We start from the raw sequence: 25,694 nt of genomic DNA on the forward strand, positions 1-25,694 counted from the left end.
TGTGTTTAATTCTATTTAATATGCAAAATTAGTCAAAAATTTTGCCAAACCTTACAATGGCAGTATTTGTTTTAGTTATTGGGAAATTGAGAGTTCTTATATAGTGATTTTAATAACATTTTATTGTGAAAAACAAATAAGCAACCAAAAAGTTGCATATTAAAATAATTACACTTAATTTAGCAACCATAAAGTTGCATATTAATTTTAAAAACCATTATTATGAATGACACAATTTCAAAAGAAAAAGTATTTAATCATCCTATAGAAAAAGTTTGGGATGCAATTTCTAAAGCCGAAGAAATTTCTGCTTGGTTTATTAAAGCAGATTTTAAAGCAGAACAAGGCTATAATTACACTTTCACTTCTGAACCTAATGAGAAAGGATGTACTACTATTAGTGGCGAAGTAAAGAATGCTAATCCTTATGTATTGATTTATACATGGATTGTTGCTGATACTAAAGTTGAAACAACTGTTTCATGGACATTAGAATCTGTTGAAGGAGGCACAAAACTACATTTAGAACATTCTGGCATTTCTAATTACTCAGGAGAAACAGCTATAGCTATGTTTGAAAGCTTTAATGGCGGTTGGGATAATTGTATTAGTGAATTATCAAGCTACCTAAAAAACCTTATAAATGCAGGATAAAATCACAACCTTATTTAAAGCCATTGCAGATCCAACAAGGCGTGAAATTTTTCATGCCTTAGTGATTGCAACTTCAGCTTTATCTATTACTCAAATTTCTAATCAATTTGAGATTAGCAGACAAGGTGTTACAAAACACATTAAAACACTTGAACATGCCGGATTAGTTCATATTGACTCTATGGGAAGAGAACGTTTTTGCAATGCCAATGCAAAACCTCTTGAAGAAGTTAATAAATGGATTAAGTTCTACGAACAATTCTGGGATAACTCACTACAAGGTTTAGGCGATTATTTAGATACTAAAAAGGCTTAATTAATTCAACTTATAAAAAATATCGTTATTCTTTAGCTCAGTTAATAGTTCTTGTGAGATTTTTACTTTTTGTTTACGACTTGGCATTTGAAGTTTTATTTCTTCCTTATTATCGTATACAACAAAATTTAATGCATGATTACCTGGATGCATTTTAAACAAATCTTGTAAATATGTAATACGCTTTTCTTGAAGTGTATCGATATTTAATTGAACTGATAACTTTCTTGCATAGGTATCCATAACATCATGCAATAATTGAAAGCTATTAAATTGAGTACGTGGATCGCTCTTTTTTCCTGTTTCTCTATTCACCCAACCTTCTCTTACAAAGGTCTTAACATACACAAATGAATTTTTTACTAAAAAGTGTCTGTATTTTAAATACTCTTCTCCAAAAATTCTAAACTCAAAACTATCTGTGTAATCTTCAATAGTAAATAAAGCCCAGCCTTTTCCTTGTTTACTAACACGATGTTGTATATCTGTAACTACACCACCGAAGGTTAGCTCACGATTAACATAAGTTTCTAAATCATTAAACATGGCTAAATTGGCATTGCAGAATGTTTTCATTTCTACTTTAAAATCATCTAAGGGATGGCCAGAAATATAGATACCAACCACTTCTCTTTCTTGAGCTAGTTTTTCCATAGTTCCCCATTCTTCACAAGGAGGAACTTCGGGTTCTGCAATCTGAACCTCACTTGTAGCTCCAAATAAACTTACTTGAGCAGAGTTTTCATTGTCTTGATGCCTATTACCATATTTAATTGCCTTTTCTAAAAAGGTTACATCATCTCCTTCTTTATGAAAGTATTGCGCACGATGTGTATCTCCAAAACCATCAAAACCTCCAGCTAAAGCTAAATTTTCGAATGCTTTTTTATTTGCTGCACGTAAATCAATACGTTTAGCTAAATCAAAAATAGATTTATAATGACCATCTTTTTTTCTGTTTTCAACTATAGTCATTACGGCACCATGACCAACACCTTTAATAGCTCCCATACCAAAACGCACAGCATTATCTTGATTAACTGAGAACTTGTAATACGATTCATTAACATCTGGTCCAAGCACATCTAATCGCATACGTTTACACTCTTCCATAAAGAATGTAACTTGCTTAATATCGTTCATATTATTAGATAGAACGGCTGCCATATATTCTGCTGGGTAATGCGCTTTTAAATATGCAGTTTGATAAGCAATCCAAGCATAACAGGTTGAGTGCGATTTATTAAAGGCATAACTAGCAAAAGCTTCCCAATCTTTCCAGACTTTTTCTAAAACTTTAGCATCATGCCCATTTGCACTAGCTTGCTCTACAAATTTAGGTTTCATTTTATCGAGTACCGCAATTTGCTTTTTCCCCATTGCTTTACGCAAAACATCAGCTTCACCTTTTGTAAAACCAGCCAATTTTTGGGAAAGCAACATCACTTGCTCTTGATATACTGTAATACCATAAGTTTCTTTAAGATACTCTTCCATGGCTGGCAAATCATACTCAATATCTTCATCACCGTGCTTTCTACGAACAAAACTTGGAATATATTCCATTGGTCCTGGACGATAGAGTGCGTTCATTGCAATTAAATCTTCAAAAACTGTTGGTTTTAAATCTTTAAGATGCTTTTGCATTCCAGGAGATTCATATTGAAATACACCTACAGTTTCTCCTTTTTGGAACAACTCATAAGTTTTTTCATCATCTAAAGGAAAACTATCTGGGTCGAGTTGAATGTTATGTTTTGCCTTAACAATTTTTACAGTATCTTTTATTAAAGTTAAAGTCTTTAATCCTAAGAAATCCATCTTTAACAAACCAGCGTCTTCAACTACTGAGTTATCAAATTGTGTTACATATAAATCTGAATCTTTTGCAGTTGCTACAGGTACAAACTTTGTAATATCATCTGGTGTAATAATTACACCACAGGCATGTATTCCGGTATTACGAACAGAACCTTCTAGTGTTCTAGCTAAGTTTACTGTTTCAGCTTCGAGGTCATCTCCTTCAGAAATATTAAGTAGTTGATTTACTTTTTCTAAATCTTCAGCTCTAAACTTCTTGCTTAATTCCTTTTCATCATAACCAAAAATCTTTCCGAGTTTAGACATCGTTGGAATTAATTTTGCAATACGATCGGCATCAAAAAGTGGTAAATCTAAAACTCTGGCTGTATCTCTAATAGACGATTTTGCAGCCATTGTGCCATAAGTAATAATCTGAGCTACTTGATTACTTCCATACTTATCAATTACATAATCCATTACACGACTACGTCCTTCATCATCAAAATCGATATCAATATCTGGCATACTAATACGGTCTGGATTTAAAAAACGCTCAAAAAGCAAGTCGTATTTTAAAGGATCTATATTAGTAATCCATAAGCAATACGCAACTACAGATCCTGCGGCAGAACCTCGTCCTGGCCCGACAGAAACATCCATATTACGTGCTTCGCGAATAAAATCTTCAACAATTAAAAAGTAACCTGGATAACCAGTGTTTTCAATAACACTTAGCTCAAAGTCTAGACGCTCTTTAATCTCATCTGTTAATTCTGCATATCGTTTTTCTGCACCTTGATAAGTTAAATGGCGTAAGTATTTATTTTCTCCTCGCTTGCCGCCATCTCTTAAATCTTCTTCGGTTTTAAATTCATCAGGAATATCAAAAGCTGGCAATAAAACATCACGTGCTAATTGAAATGCTTCTATTTTATCTACAACTTCCTGAATATTTGAAATCGCCTCAGGGATATCTTTAAACAAAGACTTCATTTCATCTGAAGACTTAAAGTAATATTCCTGATTTGGTAACCCATAACGATAACCTCGACCGCGTCCTATTGGAGTTGCTTGTTTTTCGCCTTCTTTAACACATAGCAAAATATCATGTGCATTAGCGTCTTCTTGCTTACAATAGTATGTGTTATTTGATGCGACTAATTTAACTTGATGCTTCTTAGCTAGTTTAATTAATGTTGGATTAACTCGATTTTCATCTTCTTGATTATGCCTAACAAGTTCTACATACAAGTCATCTGCAAACTGTTCTTTCCACCATATTAAAGCATCTTCAGCTTGGTTTTCACCAATATTTAAAACCTTACTTGGTACTTCACCATATAAATTACCTGTAAGCACAATAAGGTCATCTTTGTACTTCAGAATCAATTCTCTATCAATTCTTGGTACATAATAAAACCCTGCTGTGTAAGCTATTGATGATAGTTTAGCTAGATTATGATATCCGTTTTTGTTTTTTGCTATTAGTACAATTTGATAACCATTATCTTTTCTAGTCTTATCAAGATGGTTTTCACATACAAAAAACTCGCAACCAAGTATTGGTTTTATTTCTGTTGCAGAAGGCGTTTCTCCTTTTTCTTTAGCGTCTTCATTTTTAGCTTTAACTGCTTTATTATGATTGTTTACTTCTTTTACAAAATGAAAAGCACCCATCATATTTGCATGATCAGTTAAAGCAACTGCTGGCATATTATGCTCTGCTGCCGAAGCAACTAAATTTTTAATACTTATTGTTGATTGTAAGATTGAAAACTGCGAATGATTATGTAAATGGACAAAATCTACATCTACTAATCCAGAAATGTTTTCATTAATCTCGGTATCTGAAACTTCTACAGTTTGGGATTGCTGTATACGCTCATTTATTTTGGCACTTTCTTGTTTAAGATTAATATGCTTTAATCCTATAAGTTGAATAGTTTTAGGATTTGCTTTAGAGAAATTTTGAAAATAATCTGGCTGAACATCTAACTGTTCTTTTGTGTATTCTCCTAAACGAACCAATTCAAAAAAGCAGCGCGTAGTTGCTTCAACATCTGCAGTAGCATTATGAGCTTCGGCAAATGGCTTGTTGAATAAAAACTGATGTAACTCTGTTAGTGTAGGTAGTTTAAATTTTCCGTAACGTCCGCCAGGAATTTGACACAAACTAGCCGTATGCTCAGTACAAGTATCTAGAACAGGTAACTCTTGAAGTTGATTTGCTATATCACCTCTTACAAATTCGGCTCCCATAATATTGAGGTCGAACTTTACATTTTGACCAACAACAAATTTGGTTTTTTGTAATGCTTCATTAAATTTTTCTAAAACTTCTGATAAAGGAATCCCTTGTTCTTGTGCTAATTCTGTAGAAATACCATGAATTTTCTCAGCGTCATAAGGAATATTAAATCCTTCTGGTTGTACTAAATAATCTTGATGCTCAATACATTTACCCAACTCGTCATGCAATTGCCATGCAATTTGAATACACCTTGGCCAATTATCTGTATCCGTAATTGGAGCATCCCAACGCTTAGGTAAACCAGTAGTTTCAGTATCAAAAATTAAGTACATAAATGTGTTTTATTCTAAAAAAATAAGAGGGTTAAAAATAAGAAATATAAAACCTTTTTTCATTAAGAACTTATAAACAGTTGTAAACAAAAAAGCGCCGCCAAATTGGCAGCACTTTTTTAATTATTTGCTTTTTGTTATGCCTGTAAATAATCAGGAATTCCATTCATATCTGTATCTAAAGCATCTGCTGGATTACCATCTCCATTAGGATCTGCATTTTCATCTACAGTAGGCATGCCATCACCATCATCATCATTGTCTAAATAGTTTAATACACCATTCATATCTGTATCTCCTAGCTCAAAAATAGTAAAAACACCGTCACCATCATCGTCATTATCAATGTGGTCAGGAACTCCGTCACCATCTGTATCTCCAGTCTCATTGATTGTTATAATGCCATCACCATCATCATCTGTATCTAAATAGTCTACATCGCCATCACCATCTGTATCTATAGGATTTCCGTCTGCATCTTTTGCTTCATCTATTGTTAAAACACCATCACCATCATCGTCGTTATCTAAATAGTTAAAAATACCATCTGCATCTGTATCATCATCAAAGACACCATCACCATCAAAATCTTCAAAAATGTTTGGCACACCATCACTATCATCATCTCCGCAATCTGTAGCATCTATTAGGGCTTGAATTGAACCATCATCATCTCCACAAAAATCAATTTGTTGTTGTAAATATGCTTTATAAGCTGTACATGCTTCAATATAATTACCTATAGTTGCAGTTTCTAAATTTGCTTGTGCAGCATTACTATTTGCTACTGCAAAATTACAAGGGAATACACAATCATTTAAATCATTTATAGCAGATTGAATATCTCCGCTAACATCGCCGCAGTAAGTCATCTGCGTTTCTAAAGCTGTTTTATATGCAGCGCATGATGCTAAATATGCTGCACTATCGATAAATTCTAATTCTGGAGCAAAGGTTGATTGATAAGCTGCTAATGCTAATGCTGCATCGTCTTGAGCATCAACACATGTATAAACTGCTGCTGGTATTGCTCCTGAGATTAATGGCACTCTAAAAAATATACCTTCATTAAATCCTACAGAGTTTAACCCTGAAGTATCAAATGCTAAAAACTCAAAAGTACCAGTAAATGTATTGTCTATAATTTCGTCAAGCTTAATAAATCCATATTCTGGATAAATAGAAACGCTTGGATCAGGTCTGTTATTTGTAGAGTATACTGTTCCGTCAGCTGCAGTAAATTTAGCTGCCATAGAACTAACGTCTCCTAAGGTATAAGTTCCAACTGCAACAGATGGTATTGTAAGCTCAACGGTTTCTATATTATTTCCTCCTGTGATGGTTAAATAACCATTATCATCAATAGCTGCGTTAAAAAACTCTGCTCTCCAAAGCACATAATCTTTATTTCCTTGAAATGCTGGTGTGTTGAATTCAACTTCATCACCACAACTTACTAAGGTTAAAAAAGTAATTAGAAGTACTGCTAATTTTTTCATTTGCTTATCTTTTGTTCCTCTAAATAAATATGAGGCTAAATTTAGGTTTAATATAACGTTTTAGAATTCCCAAAAGTATAATAAAATTTCAATATTACTTAATTTCAAATAAAATGTTCATAATTAAATAATTGTATTATCTTTGCGCTCTCATTAATAATAGAGGTCGTGAACCTCACTAATTAATTTATATGTCAGTTAAAATTAGATTACAAAGACACGGTAAAAAAGGTAAACCTTATTACTGGATTGTAGCAGCAGATGCTAGATCAAAAAGAGATGGTAAATACTTAGAGAAATTAGGTGCTTACAATCCAAACACAAACCCAGCTACTATCGATTTAAATGTTGATGGCGCAGTACAATGGCTACAGAATGGTGCACAACCAACTGATACAGCTAGAGCAATTTTATCTTATAAAGGGGTAATGCTTAAAAATCACCTTGCAGGTGGTGTTAGAAAAGGCGCTCTTACTGAAGAACAAGCTGAGGCTAAATTTACTGCTTGGTTAGATGAAAAATCTAACAAAGTAGGAGCAAAAGTAGATGGTTTAGCAAAAGCGGAAGCTGATGCAAAAGCAAAAGCTTTTGAAGCAGAAAAAGCAGTTAACGAAGCTAGAATAGCTGCAGCTGCTCCAGTTGTAGAAGAAGCGACCGAAGACGTTGTTGCTTCAAACGAAGAAGAATAGTCAACTATTTTTTTATACTTTTAAACTCCGATAAATGTTTATCGGAGTTTTTTTATTTTTAATTCTTATGCAAAAAAAAGACTGCTTCTTTTTAGGTAAAATTGTAAAAAAATACAGCTTTAAAGGTGAACTCTTAATAAAGTTAGACACCGATGAGCCTGAACTATATGAGCAATTAGAGTCTGTTTTTATAGAACTTAAAAACAATCTTGTTCCTTTTTTTATTGAATCTTCTCAACTCCATAAATCGGAACTATTGCGTGTTAAATTTGAAGAAGTTGATACAGAACAAGATGCAGATTCTCTTTTAAAATGCGGCATATACTTACCTCTTGAGTTTCTTCCTAAACTTGAAGATGATAAATTCTATTTTCATGAAATTATAGGCTTTAAGGTTGAAGATATAAACCACGGAAATGTTGGTGTTATAAAATCTGTTAATGATTCAACTGCACAATCTCTTTTTGAGATTGACAGAAATGGTATTGAAATTCTTATCCCTATGAATGATGAGTTTATAGAAAAGATAGACAAACAAAACAAAACCATTTACGTTAAAACTCCTGAAGGTCTAATTGATTTATATTTAGAAGACGATTAGCTTTTCGTCATGCTGAATTTATTTCAGCATCACACGCAAATAATGAGATTCTGAAACAAGTTCAGGAAGACACTATATGGAAAAACCATTTCAATTCAAACAATTTAGCATCAATCAAAATCGCTGCGCAATGAAAATAGGTACTGATGGTGTTTTACTTGGCGCATGGTCTTCTCTTAAAAACAATCCGTTTTCTGTTTTAGATATTGGCTCAGGAACTGGAGTACTTTCTTTAATGTTAGCACAACGAAGTCATGCAGAACTTATTGATGCTTTAGAAATTGACGAGAATGCTTACGAGCAATGTGTTGATAATTTTGAACAATCACCTTGGAGTGATCGACTTTTTTGTTATCATGCATCGTTAGAAGAATTTGCTGAAGAGATTGATGACACTTATGATTTAATAATTTCTAATCCACCTTTTTATTCTGAAGATTATAAAACAAAAAATGACCAACGAGACTTAGCTCGCTTTAATGATGCTATGCCTTTTAACCATTTAATTGAAAGCGTTGCTAAACTACTCTCTAAAGACGGAACATTTAATGTTGTTATTCCGTTTAAAGAAGAGGACAACTTTGTTGATTTAGCATCAAAAATAAACTTATTTGCAAATAGAATTTTACATGTAAAAGGCAACCCAAATACAGAAATTAAGCGCAGCCTTATTGAATTCTCTTTTCAAGAAAAAAAGCTAGAAGTTTCTGAATTAATCATTGAAACTTCTCGACATGAGTACACACTAGACTACATAAACCTTACTAAAGCTTTTTATTTAAAAATGTAAGCTTCGCTAATTACTTCTATAAAGTATTATATTTTTATCACTAAATAATTCAATTAAAAATGAGGTTTTTCGGTTGCATTAATTAAATTTGACAACAAAATTTTTTACAATGAAACCAGATTTATTTGAAGCTCCAGATTACTACAACTTAGATGAGCTTTTAACTGAAGAACATAAATTAGTACGTGATGCAGCAAGAGAATGGGTAAAGCGTGATGTTTCTCCTATTATTGAAGAAGCCGCACAAAAAGCTGAATTCCCAAAATCTATTGTAGGAGGATTAGCAGAAATTGGTGCTTTTGGTCCCTATATCCCTGAAAAATATGGAGGCGCAGGATTAGACCAAATTAGCTATGGTTTAATTATGCAAGAAATAGAACGTGGAGATTCTGGTGTACGTAGTACAGCCTCTGTACAATCGTCACTAGTTATGTATCCAATCTGGAAATACGGAAACGAAGAACAACGTCAAAAATACTTACCAAAATTAGCATCTGGTGAATGGATAGGCTCTTTTGGTTTAACGGAACCTGACCATGGGTCTAATCCAGGAGGAATGGTAACCAATTTTAAAGATATGGGAGACCATTATCTTTTAAATGGAGCCAAAATGTGGATTTCAAATTCCCCTTTTTGTCAGATTGCCGTTGTTTGGGCTAAAAATGAAGAAGGCCGTATTCATGGACTAATTGTTGAACGTGGCATGGAAGGTTTTTCTACTCCTGAAACTCACAACAAATGGTCATTACGTGCATCAGCTACTGGTGAGCTTATTTTTGATAATGTAAAAGTTCCTAAAGAGAATTTATTACCTAATAAATCTGGATTAGGAGCACCTTTAGGATGTTTAGATTCGGCTCGTTTTGGTATTGCTTGGGGAGCAATTGGTGCAGCAATGGATTGTTACGATACTGCTTTACGTTATAGTAAAGAACGCATGCAATTTGGTAAGCCAATTGGACAGTTTCAATTACAACAAAAAAAGCTAGCTGAAATGATTACCGAAATCACCAAAGCACAATTATTAGCTTGGAGACTTGGCGTTATGCGTGAAGCTGGCACTGCAACTTCAGCACAAATCTCTATGGCAAAACGTAATAATGTAGAAATGGCTATTAACATAGCTCGTGACGCAAGACAGATGCTTGGTGGCATGGGAATTTCTGGCGAATATAGTATTATGCGTCACTCTATGAATTTAGAAAGTGTTATTACCTATGAAGGTACTCACGATATTCATTTACTAATTACAGGATTAGATGTTACTGGTTTAAATGCTTTTAAATAAAGCCTAAGGCTTATTTGGTTACTATCATATTATAGCATTGTGTCATTTTGAGCGAAGTCGAAAAATCTCTTTTAAGATTCTTCACTTCATTTAGAATGACATTTTTTATTTACATTTACTTTATGTCTTCAAAAACGAGATTAGATCGTGCTTACAAAAATGCTAAGATTATCAACTTTGATAACTCTAGTAAATTTGTTCTGTTTAGTGATTGTCATCGAGGCGACAACAGTTTTGCAGATGATTTTGCCAACAATAGAAATATTTATTTTCACGCATTAAAGTATTATTATGCTGAAGGTTTTAGTTACTGTGAACTTGGTGATGGTGATGAACTCTGGGAAAACCTATCTTTTGATTCTATTTTAAATGCTCATAAAAACGTGTACATGCTTATGAAACTATTTCATAAGCAAAATCGTTTACATATGATTTGGGGAAATCATGATATGGTCTATCGTAATCCTAAATATGTAGAGAAACACTTATCTACTTATTTTGACCCAAAAATTGGTGAAGAAGTAGAATTGTTTTGCGATCTTAAATATCATGAAGCTGTTGTTTTAAAACATTCTGGTACTGGTCAAGAACTGTTTTTAACTCATGGACATCAAGCCGATTGGTGGAACTATATCTTCTGGAAATGGAGTCGTTTTTTAGTTCGAATTCTTTGGAAACCACTAAATGTTATGGGTATTGCAGATCCTACTAGTCCTGCAAAAAATTACAAGGAATTGATTAAAGTTGAGCGCAGAACAAAAAAATGGATTATCGAAAACAAAAACCTTTTAACTATTGTTGGTCATACACACAGACCTCGTTTTCCAGAACCTGGTGATATTGCTTTTTTTAATGACGGAAGTTGTGTCCATCCTAGAAGTATAACTGGTATTGAAATTGAAAATGGCAAAATTTCGCTTATTAAATGGCAAATTGCTACCACTGATGATGGGACTTTAAAAATTGTAAGAGTTTTGTTAGAAGGTCCAAGAAAGTTGTTTGACTACAAGACCAATTAACCCTCAGGAGCTAATTCAACCTCTAAACCTTCCATTTCTGGAGTGATTTGAATTTGACAACCTAAACGTGAGTTATCTTTTACATAGAAAGCTTCGCTAAGCATCGCTTCTTCATCGTCTTGCATTTCTGGAAGTTCATGATTTGAATTCACATAACATTGACAAGATGCACACATAGCCATGCCGCCACAAACACCAATAGTTCCTTCTGGAGCTAATTCATAAGATCGAACTACTTCCATTAAATTCATTGCCATATCTGTTGGTGCAAGTACTTCGTGTGTTACACCATCTCGATCTGTTATTTTTATGTTTATATCTTGTTCCATGTTTACTTTCCACGAAAGTGGGAATCCAATATTTAATCATTTTTTAAAACCTTTCGACTACGCTCAAGGTGACATTATATTTAAATTTATTCTATTTTCTTAACCACAGCTTTAGGTGCTTCTTTTCGAGTACCATCAAAACCATCAATACCACTAACTGTAGTATATTTTAACACATAACGTTTTCCTGGATTAATAATCTTATAAGCCGCTTGACACATTAATGTAGCTTCATGAAAACCACATAAAATTAATTTCAATTTTCCTGGATATGTATTAACATCTCCAATTGCAAAAATTCCTGGTATGTTAGTTTGATAATCTAAAGCATTATTAACTACAATGGCATTTTTCTCAATCTCTAATCCCCAATTTGCAATAGGACCTAGCTTTGGAGATAAACCAAACAAAGGCACAAAATGATCACACTCTAAAATAGATTCTTCATTAATATTTTTAGATTGATGTACCACAACCCCTTCAACTTTTGTATGACCAATAACATTAATTACTTCTGCTGGCGTAATTAAATTTATTTTGCCGCTATTTTTTAATTCCTGTACTTTATCTACTGAATCTAATGCTCCACGAAATTCATTTCTTCTATGTATAAGCGTTACTTCACTTGCAATATCACTTAAAAATATACTCCAATCTAAGGCAGAGTCACCACCACCAGCAATTACAACGCGTTTATTTCTATAAATTTCTGGGTCTTTTATAAAATATTCAACACCTTTATCTTCAAAAGAACTAATATTATCTATCAATGGTTTTCGCGGTTCAAAACTCCCTAAACCTCCAGCAATTGCTACAACAGGAGCTTGGTGTTGTGTTCCTTTATTTGTAGTAACAACAAATGTACCATCGTCTTGTTTTTCTATAGTCTCAGCACGTTCGCCTAATGTAAATCCAGGTTCAAACTGTTTACATTGCTCCAATAACTTTTCGGTAAGGTCACCAGCTAAAATTTCTGGATAAGCTGGAATATCATAAATAGGTTTTTTAGGATAAATCTCAGAACATTGTCCGCCAGCTTGCGGTAAAGCATCAATTAAATGGCATTTTAGTTTAAGTAAGCCTGCCTCAAAAACAGTAAATAAACCTGTTGGTCCAGCGCCAATTATTAGTATATCAGTTTTAATCATGAATTGTAAATTTCGGAAACAAAATTACTATTGATTATGCTTAGTTTCTATGATAAAAATCATTTTTAAGCTTCAATATTAATAACTTGTTCTATTTGAGGCGCGTACTTTTTTATAGTCATTTCAACTCCAGACTTAAGTGTCATTTGATTTACACTACAACCCACACAAGCGCCTTCTAGTTGAACTTTTACAAGTTTATCTCCTTCAATAGATAGCAACGAAATGTCGCCTCCATCACTTTGTAAAAAAGGACGGATTTCTTCTAATGCTTTTTCTACATTAAGTCTTAGTTCTTCTGTACTCATGTGTTATTTTTTAACTGCTGAACATCCAGCCATTGTTGTAATTTTAATTGCTTCTGTTGGTGGTAATGCGTCATTACGTTTTACCACTTCTTGAACCACATTTTGAGTTATCTTCTCAAAAGCTTGTTCTATAGGTGTAGCTGTTTGTAATGCTGCAGGGCGACCAATGTCTCCAGCTTCTCTTATACTTTGTACTAAAGGTATTTCGCCTAAGAAAGGGGTTTTTAAATCTTCAGCTAGATTTTTTGCTCCTTCTTGTCCGAAAATATAATATTTATTATCTGGTAATTCTGCTGGAGTAAAATATGCCATATTTTCAATAATACCCAAAACAGGTACATTAATACTTTCTTGTTGAAACATAGCAACACCTTTTTTAGCATCAGCTAATGCAACATTTTGAGGTGTACTTACCACAACTGCACCAGTAATTGGAAGTGATTGCATAATACTTAAATGTATATCTCCTGTTCCTGGAGGCAAGTCAATTAACATAAAATCAAGTTCTCCCCAAGCTGCATCAAAAATCATTTGATTTAAAGCTTTTGCTGCCATTGGACCTCTCCAAACTACTGCTTGGTCAGGTTTTGTAAAAAACCCAATTGACAAAACTTTTACGCCATAATTCTCTACGGGTTTCATTTTAGATTTTCCATCAACATTAACAGCTAAAGGCCTTTCGCTTTCTACATCAAACATAATTGGTATAGATGGTCCATAAATATCGGCATCTAATATCCCAACCTTAAATCCCATTTTAGCTAAAGTAGTTGCAATATTAGCAGTTACTGTAGATTTACCAACACCACCTTTACCAGATGCAATAGCAATTATATTTTGAATACCTGCTATTGGTTTTCCTTTAATCTCGTTAGTTGGTTTGGTTGTAGGCGCATCAACTTTTACATTAACTGTTATTTTAGCTTTTTCATAAACTAACTCATGAATAGTTTTCATGATGTCTACTTCTGTACGTTTTTTAGCCTGTAAACTTGGGTTAGTAATTGTAATATCAACTATAACTTCGTCAGCAAAAGTAACCACGTTTTTTACAGCGCCACTTTCAACCATATTTTGACCTTCACCAGGTGCAGAAATGGTTTCTAATGCTTTTAATATATTTTGTTTATCTAATTTCATATTTAAACTTGCTATTGCAAGCGACTATTTATTAAGAATCATTCTAAAGTGCAAATATACAGCGAATTGTTTGGATTTTGAAACCCTTTCATTGAAATGATTTATGAAAGAATTTAGTTTAATTATTTAAACTGAATATTTATTATATATAAGAAACAAAGAAGTATTACTATTCTTTTGAAGGATCCCAATACACTTTCTCTAAGTCTTGAATTTGATTGTCGACAACAATTATACCTTCGCTTTCTAAAAGCTGTTGCATTAAATTTGTTCCATCAAAATGATGTTTACCTGTTAACAAGCCTTTTCTGTTAACCACACGATGTGCAGGTACATCTTTACCAACAGAACCATTCATAGCATAACCAACCATACGTGCACTACGTGCTGCTCCTAAATAATTTGCAATAGCACCATAACTTGTAACACGTCCAAACGGAATAAGCTTAGCTACTTCATAAACCTTTTCAAAAAAATTAAGTGTTTCTGGTTTCATATTAGTAATTACATATCCATTAAAATATTACAAAGTGTCGCTATAGAAATAGCTCCTGTAATGCTACCAATGATGTAATTCATATTTTTTTGTGATGTAAACTTTTTATTTTTGATTTTATCGAAAAAGAAGATATAAACATACAGCATTACAAATGTTCCCATTGCTGCACCTGTAACATAAGTAAGCATACTTACTACATCAAATGTAAACCAACCAAACGATGCAATTGTAATAGTCATATAAGCTTGATAAGGAATCGGAAACACATTTATACTAGACAAAAACATACCTTGAAAAAAACGACTATGCTTACTTTTAGCATGAGGTTCTACATCTGGTTTTATATCTGATTTAGCTATTAGTAAAAAATAAATTGTAATGAGTACAAAAAGCACAAAAGCTACACGTTGTAAGATTTCTACAACATCTTGATGATTGCTCAAATAACGTGCAAACATAGATGCTATATAAGTTTGTATAAATACAATAACACAAACACCTATAGAAAATATAATACCACGACTATAGCCTTCTTTTAAGCTTATTTTTGCTGCTGTCATGTTTAGCAAACCAGGAGGAATAACTCCTACTAAAGCAATAATTAACCCTAAAAAAAAGACTACAGTAATATTCAATACTATTTAATTTTGAACCTAATATACGTAATTGGTTTGTTTTGCTCTAAGTATTGCGACTCGTAATAGGTTTGAATACTTGTAACTTCTTCTGGGCTTCCTTCTTGTTTATACACATTATGATTTGCATATAGTACTTCGTGGCCACCACCATGCAATAACCCAAGCGTATAACCGTGCATAAACTCACTATCGGTTTTTAAGTTAACAACACCTTCTGATTTTAAAATAGTTTTATAGCGTTTTAAAAACTCAGAATTTGTCATTCTGTGTTTAGTACGCTTATACTTAATTTGTGGGTCTGGAAATGTAATCCAAATTTCATCTACTTCTGCTTTACCAAAAGCATGGTCGATAAGCTCAATCTGTGTGCGTAAAAATGCTACATTAGGAATACTTTCTTCTATAGCTGTTTTTGCTCCTCTCCAAAATCGTGCACCTTTAATATCTATGCCTATAAAGTTTTTTTCAGGGTATTTTTTTGCTAATTCAACTGAATATTCACCTTTTCCGCAACCTAATTCTAAAACCAATGGATTATTATTTTTAAAAACAATTTCGTTCCAAAGTCCTTTAAGATTAAATTGTGAATCAACTAATTCTTCACGTGTAGGCTGAAACACATTGCTAAAGGTTTCGTTTTCTCTAAAACGTTTTAATTTATTTTTACTTCCCACAATACTAATTTAATGATGCAGCAAAATTAAGGAAACATTTTAGCTTTATCTTTGTTTTTGTGAAACATCCTTAACGAAATATTGATACCAAAAAGAAATAATTAAAATGGATGTAACATGTATCCAATTTAGAGTAATAATATAAGTACATGAAATGAGAATGATAAAGTTTCAAATTGATAAATTTTATTACAAATTCAAATTGCATCAGACCTCTAAAACAATATTAGCTATCTAATGAATTTGAAAAAACGAATTTTAATTGCCCCTTTAAATTGGGGTTTAGGCCATGCTACTAGATGCATTCCTCTAATTAACGCTTTAATAAATCATAACTTCGAACCTGTTATTGCTAGTGACGGAATTGCATTAGCGCTTTTGCAAAAAGAATTTCCTCATCTTAAAACTATTGAGCTGCCTTCATATAAAATAAGCTATCCAAAAAAAGGACGCTTGTTTAAACTGAAACTCATTCAAGGTTCTCCTAAAATGATTAAAGCAATCAATAAAGAGAAAAAAGAAATTTCAAAAATCATTAAGGAGTATACTATTGAAGGCATTATTTCTGACAATAGATTAGGCGTTCACAGCAAACATGTGCCAAGTGTATTTATAACACATCAATTACAAGTTTTAAGTGGATCAACTACATGGCTAAGTACAAAATTGCATCAAAAAATAATAAAGCGATTTGATGAATGTTGGGTTCCAGATAATATTGGTGAAGAAAATCTGAGCGGAAAATTAGGGCATATACAAATACATGAAATCCCAGTTAAATATATTGGTCCATTAAGCAGGTTTAATAAAATAGATATAAAACCAAAATATGATGTAATGGTTTTACTTTCTGGCCCAGAACCTCAACGCTCTTTACTTGAAACTAAACTGCTAAATGAATTTAAAGAGTGTAATAAAAAAGTACTTTTTGTAAAAGGAATCGTTGAAAACAAACAAGTAAAAACTGAAACCAATAACTTAACTAGTTATAATTTTATGACAAGTAGTATGCTAGAAAAAGCCTTAAACGAAAGTAAGCTTATTGTATGCCGTTCTGGCTACACAACTATTATGGATTTAGCTAAACTAGAAAAGAATGCTTTTTTTATTCCTACTCCTGGGCAATTTGAGCAAGAGTATTTGGCTAAACGACTATCACAACTAAACTATATAGCAAGCTGTAAGCAAGAAGAGTTTACTGTTGAAAAACTAAATGACGCAAACCAATATAAAGGACTTAAAAATCTTGAATACGAAGTAAATTACAAACGGCTATTTAGCCTTTTCTAAAGTGAATGAAAATTCACTACCAACATCTAATTCGCTTTCTACATAAATTTTCTCTTCGTGAGCTTCAATAATATGCTTAACGATAGATAAGCCTAATCCAGAACCACCTTCTTTACGAGAACCACTTTTATCAACTCTAAAAAAGCGTTCAAAAAGTCTTGGCAAATTAGTATCAGATATTCCTTCGCCATTATCTGTTACACGAATTATAACTTTATTTTTAATAAGATTCTCTATACTAACTTCTGTGGTTCCTTTTTCTCTTCCGTACTTAATTGAGTTTACAATTAAATTGGTTAATACTTGTTGAATACGTTCTTTGTCTGCATTTACATAAACAGGAGAATTATAATCCATATCAAACATGAGCGTAATTTTCTTTTTTGAAGCCTTCATTTCTAGCAAATCAAAAACGCTTTGCACTAACTCGACAATATTAAAAGTTTCTAAATTCAGACTTAAATCACCAACTTCTAATTTTGTAATCATATCTAAATCTTTCACAATATAAATGAGTCTTTCTAACCCTTTATTTGCTCTATTTAAATATTTCTCACTAACATTTTTATCATCTATAGCACCATCAAGAAGCGTTAATAAATAACCTTGTACTGTAAATAGTGGTGTTTTTAATTCATGAGAGACATTCCCTAAAAATTCCTTTCTATATTCCTCTCTTACTTTTAAGGTTTCAATTTCTAATTTTTTATCTCTAGCGTATTTGTCTATTTCCTCAGTAAGTGTTGCCATATCTGTAGTAATAGGCTGTTTACTAAGGGATGTAGATTCTAAAAGTGTTAAGTCGTCATATATTTTTTTAACACGCCGGTAAATAAAACGCTCAACTCTGTATTGTATAATTATAAATGATAATATGTAAGTAATTAGCGCAAATGAAACTATATACGCAATATTAATTGAGTGCAATACATATAAAAAAACACTCGATAGGAGTGTTAGAAAAAGTGTAATGTACAACGATGTTTTAATCGCAAACTTGTACGTTTTTTTTAATCTTTTTTGCATTAATCTACAAACTTATAGCCAACACCTTTAACGGTCTTAAAGCTTTTGTCTCCAATCTTTTCACGAAGTTTTCTTATGTGTACATCGATAGTTCTTCCTCCTACAACAACTTCATTTCCCCAAACTTTGTCAAGAATCTCTTCTCGCTTAAAAACTTTTCCAGGCTTTGTGGCAAGCAAAGATAATAATTCAAACTCTTTTCTAGGTAAAACAATCTCTTTACCTTTATTTGTGATTTTATATTCTTCTCTATTAATCACTAGACTTCCAATTTTAATAACTGTATCTGACAGCTCTTCTTCTTTTAAGCGTCTTAAAAGTGCCTTAACTTTACTTACCAACACTTTTGGCTTAATAGGCTTAGTTATATAGTCATCTGCACCAGCATCAAACCCTGCCATTTGCGAATAATCTTCACCTCTTGCTGTTAAAAATGCGATAATTGTATTACTTAAATCTGGTACTTTTCTAATTAACTCACATGCTTCAATACCATCCATTTCTGGCATCATTACATCTAAAATTATTAATTGAGGCTTTTCTTTTTTAGCTTTTTTTACAGCTTCAACGCCATTTTCAGCAGTTATAATATGATAACCTTCAGAAGACAGATTATAACCAACAATTTCAAGAATATCTGGCTCATCATCAACTAAAAGAATTTTAATATCTCTTTTTTTCATGTACTTGTTTTAAACAAATTCTATGGTAAAGATAAAATATATAACAAAAAATAGTAGTGCTAAATAATTAATAACAATTAATTAACCTTGAATCTACTTTAAGATAACAATTGAGTATGGTATTCATGCTTTTAACAGTTTTTTGGTATAGCTTTTGAAGTATTTTTATTAAATTTATAATAAGCATAAGTGTTTTATGATAAAAAAATACATATATATCATCTTTGTTTTTAGCTGTTTAAGTTATTCTTATATGGGGTTTTCTCAAACAAAAGACTCAAGTTTCACTATAGCTTCTTCTACTAATTCAAGTAACATTGAAGGCTTATCTATATTCCCAAATCCAGTTACAAATGGTAAGTTATATATTACTACTAAAAACAACTTAACTAAAGACATTGAGATTTTTGATGTATTAGGCAAAAAAGTATTTACAGCTTCTCTTTTTGATAAAGAACTTAATATCTCTAAGCTAACTTCTGGTGTATATATTCTAAAAATTAAAGAAAACAACATTACTGCTACTAGAAAATTAGTAATTAGATAACATTAATTTTTAATGTTATTTTATTGTAAAATACCTTATTAGACTTCCCTTTTTTCTGTTTTACACGAAATTCTCACTATATTTGTTGTCCTTATTTTTAATATTTAAAATTTAATTATGAAAAAACTTTACACTTTTCTTTTTGCTTTATTAATTTCCGTTGCTTCTTTTGGGCAGGTAATTATTACGGAAATTGCAGATCCTAACGGTAGTGGCGCTAGTGGATCTGAAGCTCGTTTTGTTGAACTTTATGTTATTGGACCTGCTTCAGTAGACTTTACTGGTTGGGAGCTAATAAGATATACAAATGCTAATCCTGCTAGTACAAGTTCAATTGATCTTACAAGCTTAGGGACTTTAGCTCCTGACACTTATGTTTTAATTGCAGCAAATGGTGCATCATTTCAAGCTACTTATGGTTTTGCTGCAGATATTTTAGCAAGTACTGGTGGTCCTGCAGATAGTAATGGGGATGATAAAATTGCTATTACTGATGATATGGGAACTATTATTGACATATTTGGTACTCCAGGCGTAGATTCTAACAACCAAAATAATGCAATGAATTTTGAAGATGGTAGAACAGAACGTGCTGCTACGGTTACAGGCCCAAATGCAACTTGGACTGATACAGAATGGAATACAGATAATGACCAAGGATTTGGAGATGGTGCACGAACTGCTCCTGGCGATTTTGACCCAGGTCAATGGATAGGTGATGCTACGTCTTGCCCAGTAGCTTTAAGTGCTGCTACATATACTTGCTCTACAAATACTGCAGGAGACAATAATGATGGTGTAACAATTAACATACCTTATACTGGGTCTGATGCTGGAATTACCTCAGTTACTTCTTTAACTGGAACAGTTGGAGGTGATGATCCTGATTCTGTTGCAGATGGAACAATAACAATTACTGGTTTGTCTGAAGGAGATGCTTGGGATATTACTTTAAATGGAGGTAATTGTGATGGAACTATAGCTTCAGGAACTGTTCCTGCTGCAGAATGTGATCCAACACCTAATACCTGTTTTGACTTAAGCGGTGGTCCTGAATCCTTTGAGCTTGTTTCAATAGTAACTAATAGTAGTGGAACTGGTGGTGCTTGGGAAAATAATGCAGGTAGTTATGAAGTAAATGCCTTTTGTGGTGGTGGTTGTAATGAGCCTGTAGATTCTTGGTTAGTTTTTGGACCATTAGATATGACAGGTGTTACAGACTTAGAGCTTATATTTGATGCTGTAGAAGCATTTTCAAACACAGATTTAGTTGTAAACTATGCAAGTTCATATTCAGGTTGTCCTACAGGAACAACATGGACAGCTGCTCAAACTTTAACTGGTTCTGGTTCTTATAGCATAGATTTATCTGCTGCAACTGGTACCGCTGTTTATATTGGTATAGCATATACCGATGATGGTGGCTATTCTGGTTGGACATTATCTAATGTTTCTCTTGGTGCTTTTGGTAATTGCCCTACTTTAGGAGCAATTACACCATCAGATTGTGTTGTATGTGATGTTACTTTACAAACTGAAACTTTTACTTGTGCTACAAACAACCCAGGAGCAGATAATGATGCTGTTACTGTGGAAATCCCTTATACTGGATCTGACAATACTATTACTTCTGTTACAACAACAACAGGTACTGTTGCTGGTGATGATCCTGCTTCAGTTGCAGACGGAACAATTCAAATTACTGGATTATCTGAAGGTGATGCATGGAATGTTACAATTAATGGTGGCGGTTGTGATGGAACAACAGTATCTGGAACAATCCCTTCTACAAATTGTGACCCTCAAGTTCTTGTTATAAACGAAATTCATTCTGACCCTAGTAATGCACCTGGAGAAGTAGGAGATGCTAATGGAGATGGTACTGCTGTATTTAATGAAGATGAATTTGTAGAAATATATAATACTGGTGTTGCTGCTGTTGATATGACAGGATATACTTTAGAAGATGCTTCTGTGCGTCATACATTCCCTAATGGAACAATACTTCAGCCAAATAGTTTCATTACTGTTTTTGGAGGAGGTACACCAACAGGTATTCCTGGACAATCTCAAGTAGCAGATACTGGAGATTTAGGATTAAGCAATAGTGGAGATACTGTAACTCTTAAAGACGATAATGGAACTGTAATAGATACTTATACATATTCTGGGGCTGAAGGTGGTGCTAATCAATCTATTGGTCGTTCTCCAGATTTTACTGGACCATTTGTATTACATACTACCATTGGTACAGCTAATGCTTTATTTTCTCCTGGTTTAGAAAATGATGACCCAACACTTTCTGTAACTCAATTTGAAGCTGGTTCTTTTAGTGTTTATCCAAACCCAACTAATACTGGTTTTGTAAACATTAGAACTAATAATAACGAAGCTATATCTGTTTCTGTATTCGATATCTTAGGTAAAGAAGTCGTTAATCAAACAGTAAGTAATAATCGTTTAAATGTTTCAACTTTAAACGCAGGAGTTTACATTATGAAAATTTCTCAAAATGAAACTTCTATAACTAAAAAATTAGTGATTAAGTAATTTATCACTTTTAGTATATTTAAAAGCGTTGCCATTTGGCAACGCTTTTTTATTTTCTCTATTTTTGCTGGAATGATAAACACAAGAGATATTTTTAATATTCAAAACGAAAAAGAGTTTGAAGCCATGGCTTTAAAAGTCTTTAAGTTTCAGTTTGAAAACAACCTTGTGTATCGTTCATTTTGTGATTTACTATACAAACATCCAAGTGATGTAAAGTCTATTTTTGAAATTCCCTTTTTACCCATACAATTTTTTAAAACACATTCTATTGTAAGTGATATTAAACCAATTACTAAAACATTTACAAGTTCTGGCACAACTGGAAGTACAACTAGCAAACATCATATAACCGATTTAAAGATTTATAATGATAGTTTTAAAAAAGGGTTTAATTCATTTTATGGTAATATTAAAGACTATGTTATACTAGCCTTACTACCATCATATTTAGAGCGAGAAGGTTCTTCTTTAATCTACATGGTTAAAGATTTGATACAACAATCTAATCAACCAGAAAGTGGGTTTTATCTCAATAATATTTCTGAATTAAAAGAAACCTTAACCAGATTAGATGCTAATGGAAAAAAAGTGCTTCTAATAGGAGTTTCTTTTGCTTTATTAGATGTAGTAGAAACATACTCATTTAATCTTAAAAACACCTTTATAATGGAAACTGGCGGCATGAAAGGGAGACGAAAAGAGTTAATCCGCGAGGAACTTCATGAAACTCTAAAACAAGGCTTTGGTGTTAATACAATACATAGCGAATATGGAATGACAGAGTTATTAAGTCAAGCATATTCTAATGGCAAAGGTGTTTTTAAATGCCCAAATTGGATGAAAGTTTTAACTCGTGATACTGAAGATGCTTTAACCATTCAAAGCAAAGAGAAAACAGGCGGAATTAATGTTATAGATTTAGCAAATATTAATTCTTGTGCTTTTATTGCAACTCAAGATTTGGGTCGTGTTTATAAAGATGACTCGTTTGAAGTTATAGGCCGATTTGATAATTCAGACATTAGAGGCTGCAACTTAATGGCTTTATAATAAAAAGAAAAATAAATGAAAGGTTTACAAATAAAAGCCGACAAAAAACAGGAAGCTATTGAATTAGAATAATCTTAAATTCTATGAAAAAGAAAAATTAGCTTCTAATAGTTGGTTGGTTAATTACAAAAGCCTGATGTTAAACATCAGGCTTTTGGTTTTATATAACTTTTATTATAAAGGTACTTTTCTTGCCGCGATTTAAAATAATGTATCTATCATTAATTAAATCTTCTGCAGATAATTGATAATCTTCTTTTACTTTTTCTTTATTAACAGAAACTGAGTTTTCTTTTAAAGCACGTCTTGCTTCTCCATTAGAAGTTAAAAACTTTGTTGTTGCAGACAAAGCTGCAATCATATCTACACCATTAGTAAAATCAGATTGTGATATTTCTGCTTGAGGTACGCCTTCAAAAACATCTAAAAACGTTGCTTCATCTAATGTTTTAATATCTTCTTTAAAAGATTTACTATATAAAATATTTGAAGCTTTCTCAGCATTTTCAAAATCTGCTCTTGAATGTACCATCGAGGTAATCTCTTCTGCTAATCGCTTTTGTAAGCCTCTTAAATGAGGTGCTTCTTGGTGCGATTTCACAATACCATCAATTTCTTCTTTAGTTAAAAAAGTAAAAATCTTGATATACTTTTCGGCATCCTCATCACTAGAATTTAACCAATATTGGTAAAATTTATATGGTGAAGTACGATTAGCATCTAACCAAACATTACCGCCTTCACTTTTCCCAAATTTAGAACCATCACTTTTAGTAATTAATGGACACGTAATGGCGTAACCTTTTCCGTTTCCTATACGCCTAATCAATTCGGTTCCTGTTGTGATATTTCCCCATTGATCACTTCCTCCCATTTGAATTGTACACTTATTTTCTTTATATAAATGCAAGAAATCATATCCTTGTACCAATTGGTAAGTAAACTCTGTAAAGCTCATTCCGTCTGAAGATTCTGAAGAAATTCTATTCTTTACAGAATCTTTAGCCATCATATAATTAACTGTAATATGTTTACCAACATCACGAATAAAGTCTAAAAAAGAAAACTCTTTCATCCAATCGTAATTATTAACTAAAACTGCAGCATTTGCTGCTTCACTCTCAAAATCTAAAAAATGTGCTAGTTGACTCTTTATTGCATCTTGATTATGACGTAATGTTTTTTCATCTAATAAATTTCGTTCACTAGATTTTCCAGATGGATCACCAATCATTCCTGTTGCACCTCCAACCAAAGCAAAAGGTTTATGACCACAACGTTGATAATGCGCTAGTAACATAATAGGAACTAAATTACCAATATGTAAAGAATCTGCCGTTGGATCAAAACCTACATAAGCAGAGCGCATCGCTTCCATTAAATGTTCTTCTGCTCCAGGCATTGTATCATGTATCATGCCTCTCCAACTCAATTCTTCTACAAAATTTTTAATCATCATTTTGGTTTTTATAAACTTTAGCAAAGATATGTTTATAAGCCAAATCACAAAAGACAATTAGAAAAAAGACTACATTAGCATTATGATTTTAGTAACAGGAGGAACAGGATTAGTTGGCTCACACCTACTTTATAAACTTGTAAGTAATAATGAGCCTGTAAGAGCTATTTATAGGAGAAAACATAAGCTTGATACGGTAAAAAAAGTGTTTTCTTACTATTCAGATAACGCTGAGAGTCTATACAACAAAATAGAATGGATGGAAGCCAACTTAACAGACATTACCTCTTTAGAGCCTGTTTTCAAAAATGTTGAACATGTTTATCATTGCGCAGCATTTGTTTCTTTTGAACCAGATAGGTATCATGAGCTTAGAAAAATTAACATTATTGGCACTGCAAACATTGTTAATTTATGTATTGATAACGCGATTAAAAAATTGTGCTATGTAAGCTCTATAGCAGCAATTGGTCATAACGAAAATCCTGAAAAACTAATTACAGAAAATACGGAATGGAACCCTGAAGACGACAATAGTGTTTACGCTATTACAAAGTATGGTGCTGAGATTGAAGTTTGGCGTGGTACTCAAGAAGGCGTAAATGCTGTTATTGTAAACCCAGGAATAATTCTAGGTCCTGGTTTTTGGAAAGGAGGCGGAAGCAGTAGCCTTTTTAAGCAAATTTACAAAGGCTTTAAATATTATACCCATGGTATTACTGGTTATGTAGATGTTTGGGATGTTATTAACATAATGCATCAACTAATGCGTAGTGAAATTACTAATGAGCGTTATATATTAGTATCAGAAAACTTATCATTTAAAGATTTTCAAGAAAAAACAGCTAAAGCATTAGGTGTTAATCCAGCAAAAAAAGAAGCAAGTAAATTAATTTTAGAAATAGGTTGGCGTCTCGACTGGCTTAATCATAAACTATTTGGGAAACGCAGAAAACTATCAAAACAAGTTGCCCAAACAGCTAGGCATAAAACCGTTTATGATAACTCTAAAATAAAAACTGATATAAAATTTGAGTTTAATTTAATAGAAACTTCTATACAGAAAGTGAGTACCTATTTTTTAGATGATTTAAAAAACAAATAAATG

At 32.6% G+C, this 25,694-nt stretch carries 24 protein-coding genes; 12 read left to right on the forward strand and 12 right to left on the reverse strand.

Translation table 11 applies throughout. The features are described from left to right. The first annotated feature begins 222 nt into the window (after positions 1 to 222). Both BXY80_RS02830 and BXY80_RS02835 read left to right on the forward strand, forming a co-directional pair. Positions 223 to 654 carry an SRPBCC family protein gene (locus BXY80_RS02830; RefSeq protein ID WP_120199692.1) on the forward strand — a complete coding sequence of 144 codons (432 nt, stop codon included), beginning with the start codon at positions 223 to 225 and terminating at the stop codon, positions 652 to 654. After that, positions 644 to 970 carry an ArsR/SmtB family transcription factor gene (locus BXY80_RS02835; protein WP_120199693.1) on the forward strand — a complete coding sequence of 109 codons (327 nt, stop codon included), beginning with the start codon at positions 644 to 646 and terminating at the stop codon, positions 968 to 970. The genes BXY80_RS02830 and BXY80_RS02835 overlap by 11 nt, the downstream gene beginning before the upstream one ends. On the opposite strand, the gene dnaE is transcribed toward BXY80_RS02835, so the two are convergent. Both dnaE and BXY80_RS02845 read right to left on the reverse strand, forming a co-directional pair. Then, positions 971 to 5,356 (reverse strand): DNA polymerase III subunit alpha, encoded by a 4,386-nt coding sequence (gene dnaE, locus BXY80_RS02840; protein ID WP_120199694.1) that lies wholly within the window; start codon positions 5,354 to 5,356, stop codon positions 971 to 973. Positions 5,357 to 5,493: 137 nt separating this feature from the next. Then, positions 5,494 to 6,855 (reverse strand): DUF6252 family protein, encoded by a 1,362-nt coding sequence (locus BXY80_RS02845; protein ID WP_120199695.1) that lies wholly within the window; start codon positions 6,853 to 6,855, stop codon positions 5,494 to 5,496. A 191-nt stretch (positions 6,856 to 7,046) separates the two neighbouring features. Here BXY80_RS02845 and BXY80_RS02850 point away from each other — a divergent pair, with 191 nt between their 5' ends. From BXY80_RS02850 to BXY80_RS02870, 5 genes are all read left to right on the forward strand, one after another. Then, entirely contained in the window at positions 7,047 to 7,544 is a 498-nt protein-coding gene (locus BXY80_RS02850; protein WP_120199696.1) for a 30S ribosomal protein S16, read from the forward strand. Between the two features lie 67 nt (positions 7,545 to 7,611). Next, complete coding sequence (gene rimM, locus BXY80_RS02855; RefSeq protein WP_120200337.1) at positions 7,612 to 8,145, forward strand: ribosome maturation factor RimM; 534 nt, start codon at positions 7,612 to 7,614, stop codon at positions 8,143 to 8,145. A 76-nt stretch (positions 8,146 to 8,221) separates the two neighbouring features. Next, positions 8,222 to 8,935 carry a tRNA1(Val) (adenine(37)-N6)-methyltransferase gene (locus tag BXY80_RS02860; RefSeq protein ID WP_120199697.1) on the forward strand — a complete coding sequence of 238 codons (714 nt, stop codon included), beginning with the start codon at positions 8,222 to 8,224 and terminating at the stop codon, positions 8,933 to 8,935. Between the two features lie 109 nt (positions 8,936 to 9,044). Then, the gene (locus BXY80_RS02865; protein WP_120199698.1) at positions 9,045 to 10,223 is read left to right on the forward strand and encodes an acyl-CoA dehydrogenase family protein; all 1,179 of its coding nucleotides are present in this window, start codon (positions 9,045 to 9,047) and stop codon (positions 10,221 to 10,223) included. A gap of 122 nt (positions 10,224 to 10,345) precedes the next feature. Next, complete coding sequence (locus BXY80_RS02870) at positions 10,346 to 11,242, forward strand: metallophosphoesterase family protein (protein WP_120199699.1); 897 nt, start codon at positions 10,346 to 10,348, stop codon at positions 11,240 to 11,242. Here the strand turns inward: BXY80_RS02870 and BXY80_RS02875 are convergent. The 7 genes from BXY80_RS02875 to trmB form a co-directional block, all read right to left on the reverse strand. After that, complete coding sequence (locus BXY80_RS02875; RefSeq protein WP_120199700.1) at positions 11,239 to 11,571, reverse strand: 2Fe-2S iron-sulfur cluster-binding family protein; 333 nt, start codon at positions 11,569 to 11,571, stop codon at positions 11,239 to 11,241. The genes BXY80_RS02870 and BXY80_RS02875 overlap by 4 nt on opposite strands. 86 nt (positions 11,572 to 11,657) lie before the next feature. After that, positions 11,658 to 12,719 carry an NAD(P)/FAD-dependent oxidoreductase gene (locus BXY80_RS02880; protein WP_120199701.1) on the reverse strand — a complete coding sequence of 354 codons (1,062 nt, stop codon included), beginning with the start codon at positions 12,717 to 12,719 and terminating at the stop codon, positions 11,658 to 11,660. 65 nt (positions 12,720 to 12,784) lie between these two features. Continuing rightward, complete coding sequence (locus BXY80_RS02885) at positions 12,785 to 13,027, reverse strand: NifU family protein (protein WP_120199702.1); 243 nt, start codon at positions 13,025 to 13,027, stop codon at positions 12,785 to 12,787. Between the two features lie 3 nt (positions 13,028 to 13,030). Next, complete coding sequence (locus tag BXY80_RS02890; RefSeq protein ID WP_120199703.1) at positions 13,031 to 14,167, reverse strand: Mrp/NBP35 family ATP-binding protein; 1,137 nt, start codon at positions 14,165 to 14,167, stop codon at positions 13,031 to 13,033. A 169-nt stretch (positions 14,168 to 14,336) separates the two neighbouring features. Continuing rightward, positions 14,337 to 14,663, reverse strand: a complete 327-nt coding sequence (locus BXY80_RS02895; RefSeq protein WP_120199704.1) for an MGMT family protein — start codon at positions 14,661 to 14,663, stop codon at positions 14,337 to 14,339. 8 nt (positions 14,664 to 14,671) lie between these two features. After that, positions 14,672 to 15,301: a lysine transporter LysE gene (locus BXY80_RS02900; protein WP_120199705.1), complete on the reverse strand. Its 630-nt coding sequence runs from the start codon at positions 15,299 to 15,301 to the stop codon at positions 14,672 to 14,674. A 2-nt stretch (positions 15,302 to 15,303) separates the two neighbouring features. Next, complete coding sequence (trmB, locus tag BXY80_RS02905) at positions 15,304 to 15,978, reverse strand: tRNA (guanosine(46)-N7)-methyltransferase TrmB (protein WP_120199706.1); 675 nt, start codon at positions 15,976 to 15,978, stop codon at positions 15,304 to 15,306. A gap of 237 nt (positions 15,979 to 16,215) precedes the next feature. On the opposite strand from trmB, the gene BXY80_RS02910 reads away from it, so the two are divergent. Beyond that, a complete protein-coding gene (locus BXY80_RS02910) occupies positions 16,216 to 17,268 on the forward strand; it encodes a glycosyltransferase (protein ID WP_162843262.1) in 1,053 nt (350 codons plus the stop codon). Here the strand turns inward: BXY80_RS02910 and BXY80_RS02915 are convergent. Further along, complete coding sequence (locus tag BXY80_RS02915) at positions 17,251 to 18,294, reverse strand: sensor histidine kinase (protein ID WP_120199707.1); 1,044 nt, start codon at positions 18,292 to 18,294, stop codon at positions 17,251 to 17,253. The two genes, BXY80_RS02910 and BXY80_RS02915, sit on opposite strands and share 18 nt — an antisense overlap. Continuing rightward, positions 18,294 to 18,977, reverse strand: coding sequence for a response regulator transcription factor (locus BXY80_RS02920; protein ID WP_120199708.1), 684 nt, complete (start codon positions 18,975 to 18,977; stop codon positions 18,294 to 18,296). The genes BXY80_RS02915 and BXY80_RS02920 overlap by 1 nt, the downstream gene beginning before the upstream one ends. 196 nt (positions 18,978 to 19,173) lie before the next feature. On the opposite strand from BXY80_RS02920, the gene BXY80_RS02925 reads away from it, so the two are divergent. The 3 genes from BXY80_RS02925 to BXY80_RS02935 all read left to right on the forward strand — a co-directional run bounded on the left by BXY80_RS02925 (position 19,174) and on the right by BXY80_RS02935 (position 23,127). Then, positions 19,174 to 19,524 (forward strand): T9SS type A sorting domain-containing protein, encoded by a 351-nt coding sequence (locus BXY80_RS02925; RefSeq protein ID WP_120199709.1) that lies wholly within the window; start codon positions 19,174 to 19,176, stop codon positions 19,522 to 19,524. Positions 19,525 to 19,641: 117 nt separating this feature from the next. Continuing rightward, positions 19,642 to 22,074, forward strand: a complete 2,433-nt coding sequence (locus tag BXY80_RS02930) for a lamin tail domain-containing protein (protein WP_120199710.1) — start codon at positions 19,642 to 19,644, stop codon at positions 22,072 to 22,074. Positions 22,075 to 22,146: 72 nt separating this feature from the next. Continuing rightward, positions 22,147 to 23,127, forward strand: coding sequence for a LuxE/PaaK family acyltransferase (locus BXY80_RS02935; protein ID WP_120199711.1), 981 nt, complete (start codon positions 22,147 to 22,149; stop codon positions 23,125 to 23,127). Between the two features lie 160 nt (positions 23,128 to 23,287). On the opposite strand, the gene tyrS is transcribed toward BXY80_RS02935, so the two are convergent. Beyond that, positions 23,288 to 24,583, reverse strand: coding sequence for a tyrosine--tRNA ligase (gene tyrS, locus BXY80_RS02940; protein WP_120199712.1), 1,296 nt, complete (start codon positions 24,581 to 24,583; stop codon positions 23,288 to 23,290). 85 nt (positions 24,584 to 24,668) lie between these two features. Here tyrS and BXY80_RS02945 point away from each other — a divergent pair, with 85 nt between their 5' ends. Then, on the forward strand, positions 24,669 to 25,691 hold the full coding sequence (locus tag BXY80_RS02945; protein ID WP_120199713.1) for an NAD-dependent epimerase/dehydratase family protein: 1,023 nt from the start codon (positions 24,669 to 24,671) through the stop codon (positions 25,689 to 25,691). Positions 25,692 to 25,694 lie beyond the last annotated feature (3 nt).

The sequence above is a fragment of the Ichthyenterobacterium magnum genome (assembly GCF_003610635.1).
Taxonomy (GTDB): Bacteria; Bacteroidota; Bacteroidia; order Flavobacteriales; family Flavobacteriaceae; genus Ichthyenterobacterium; species Ichthyenterobacterium magnum.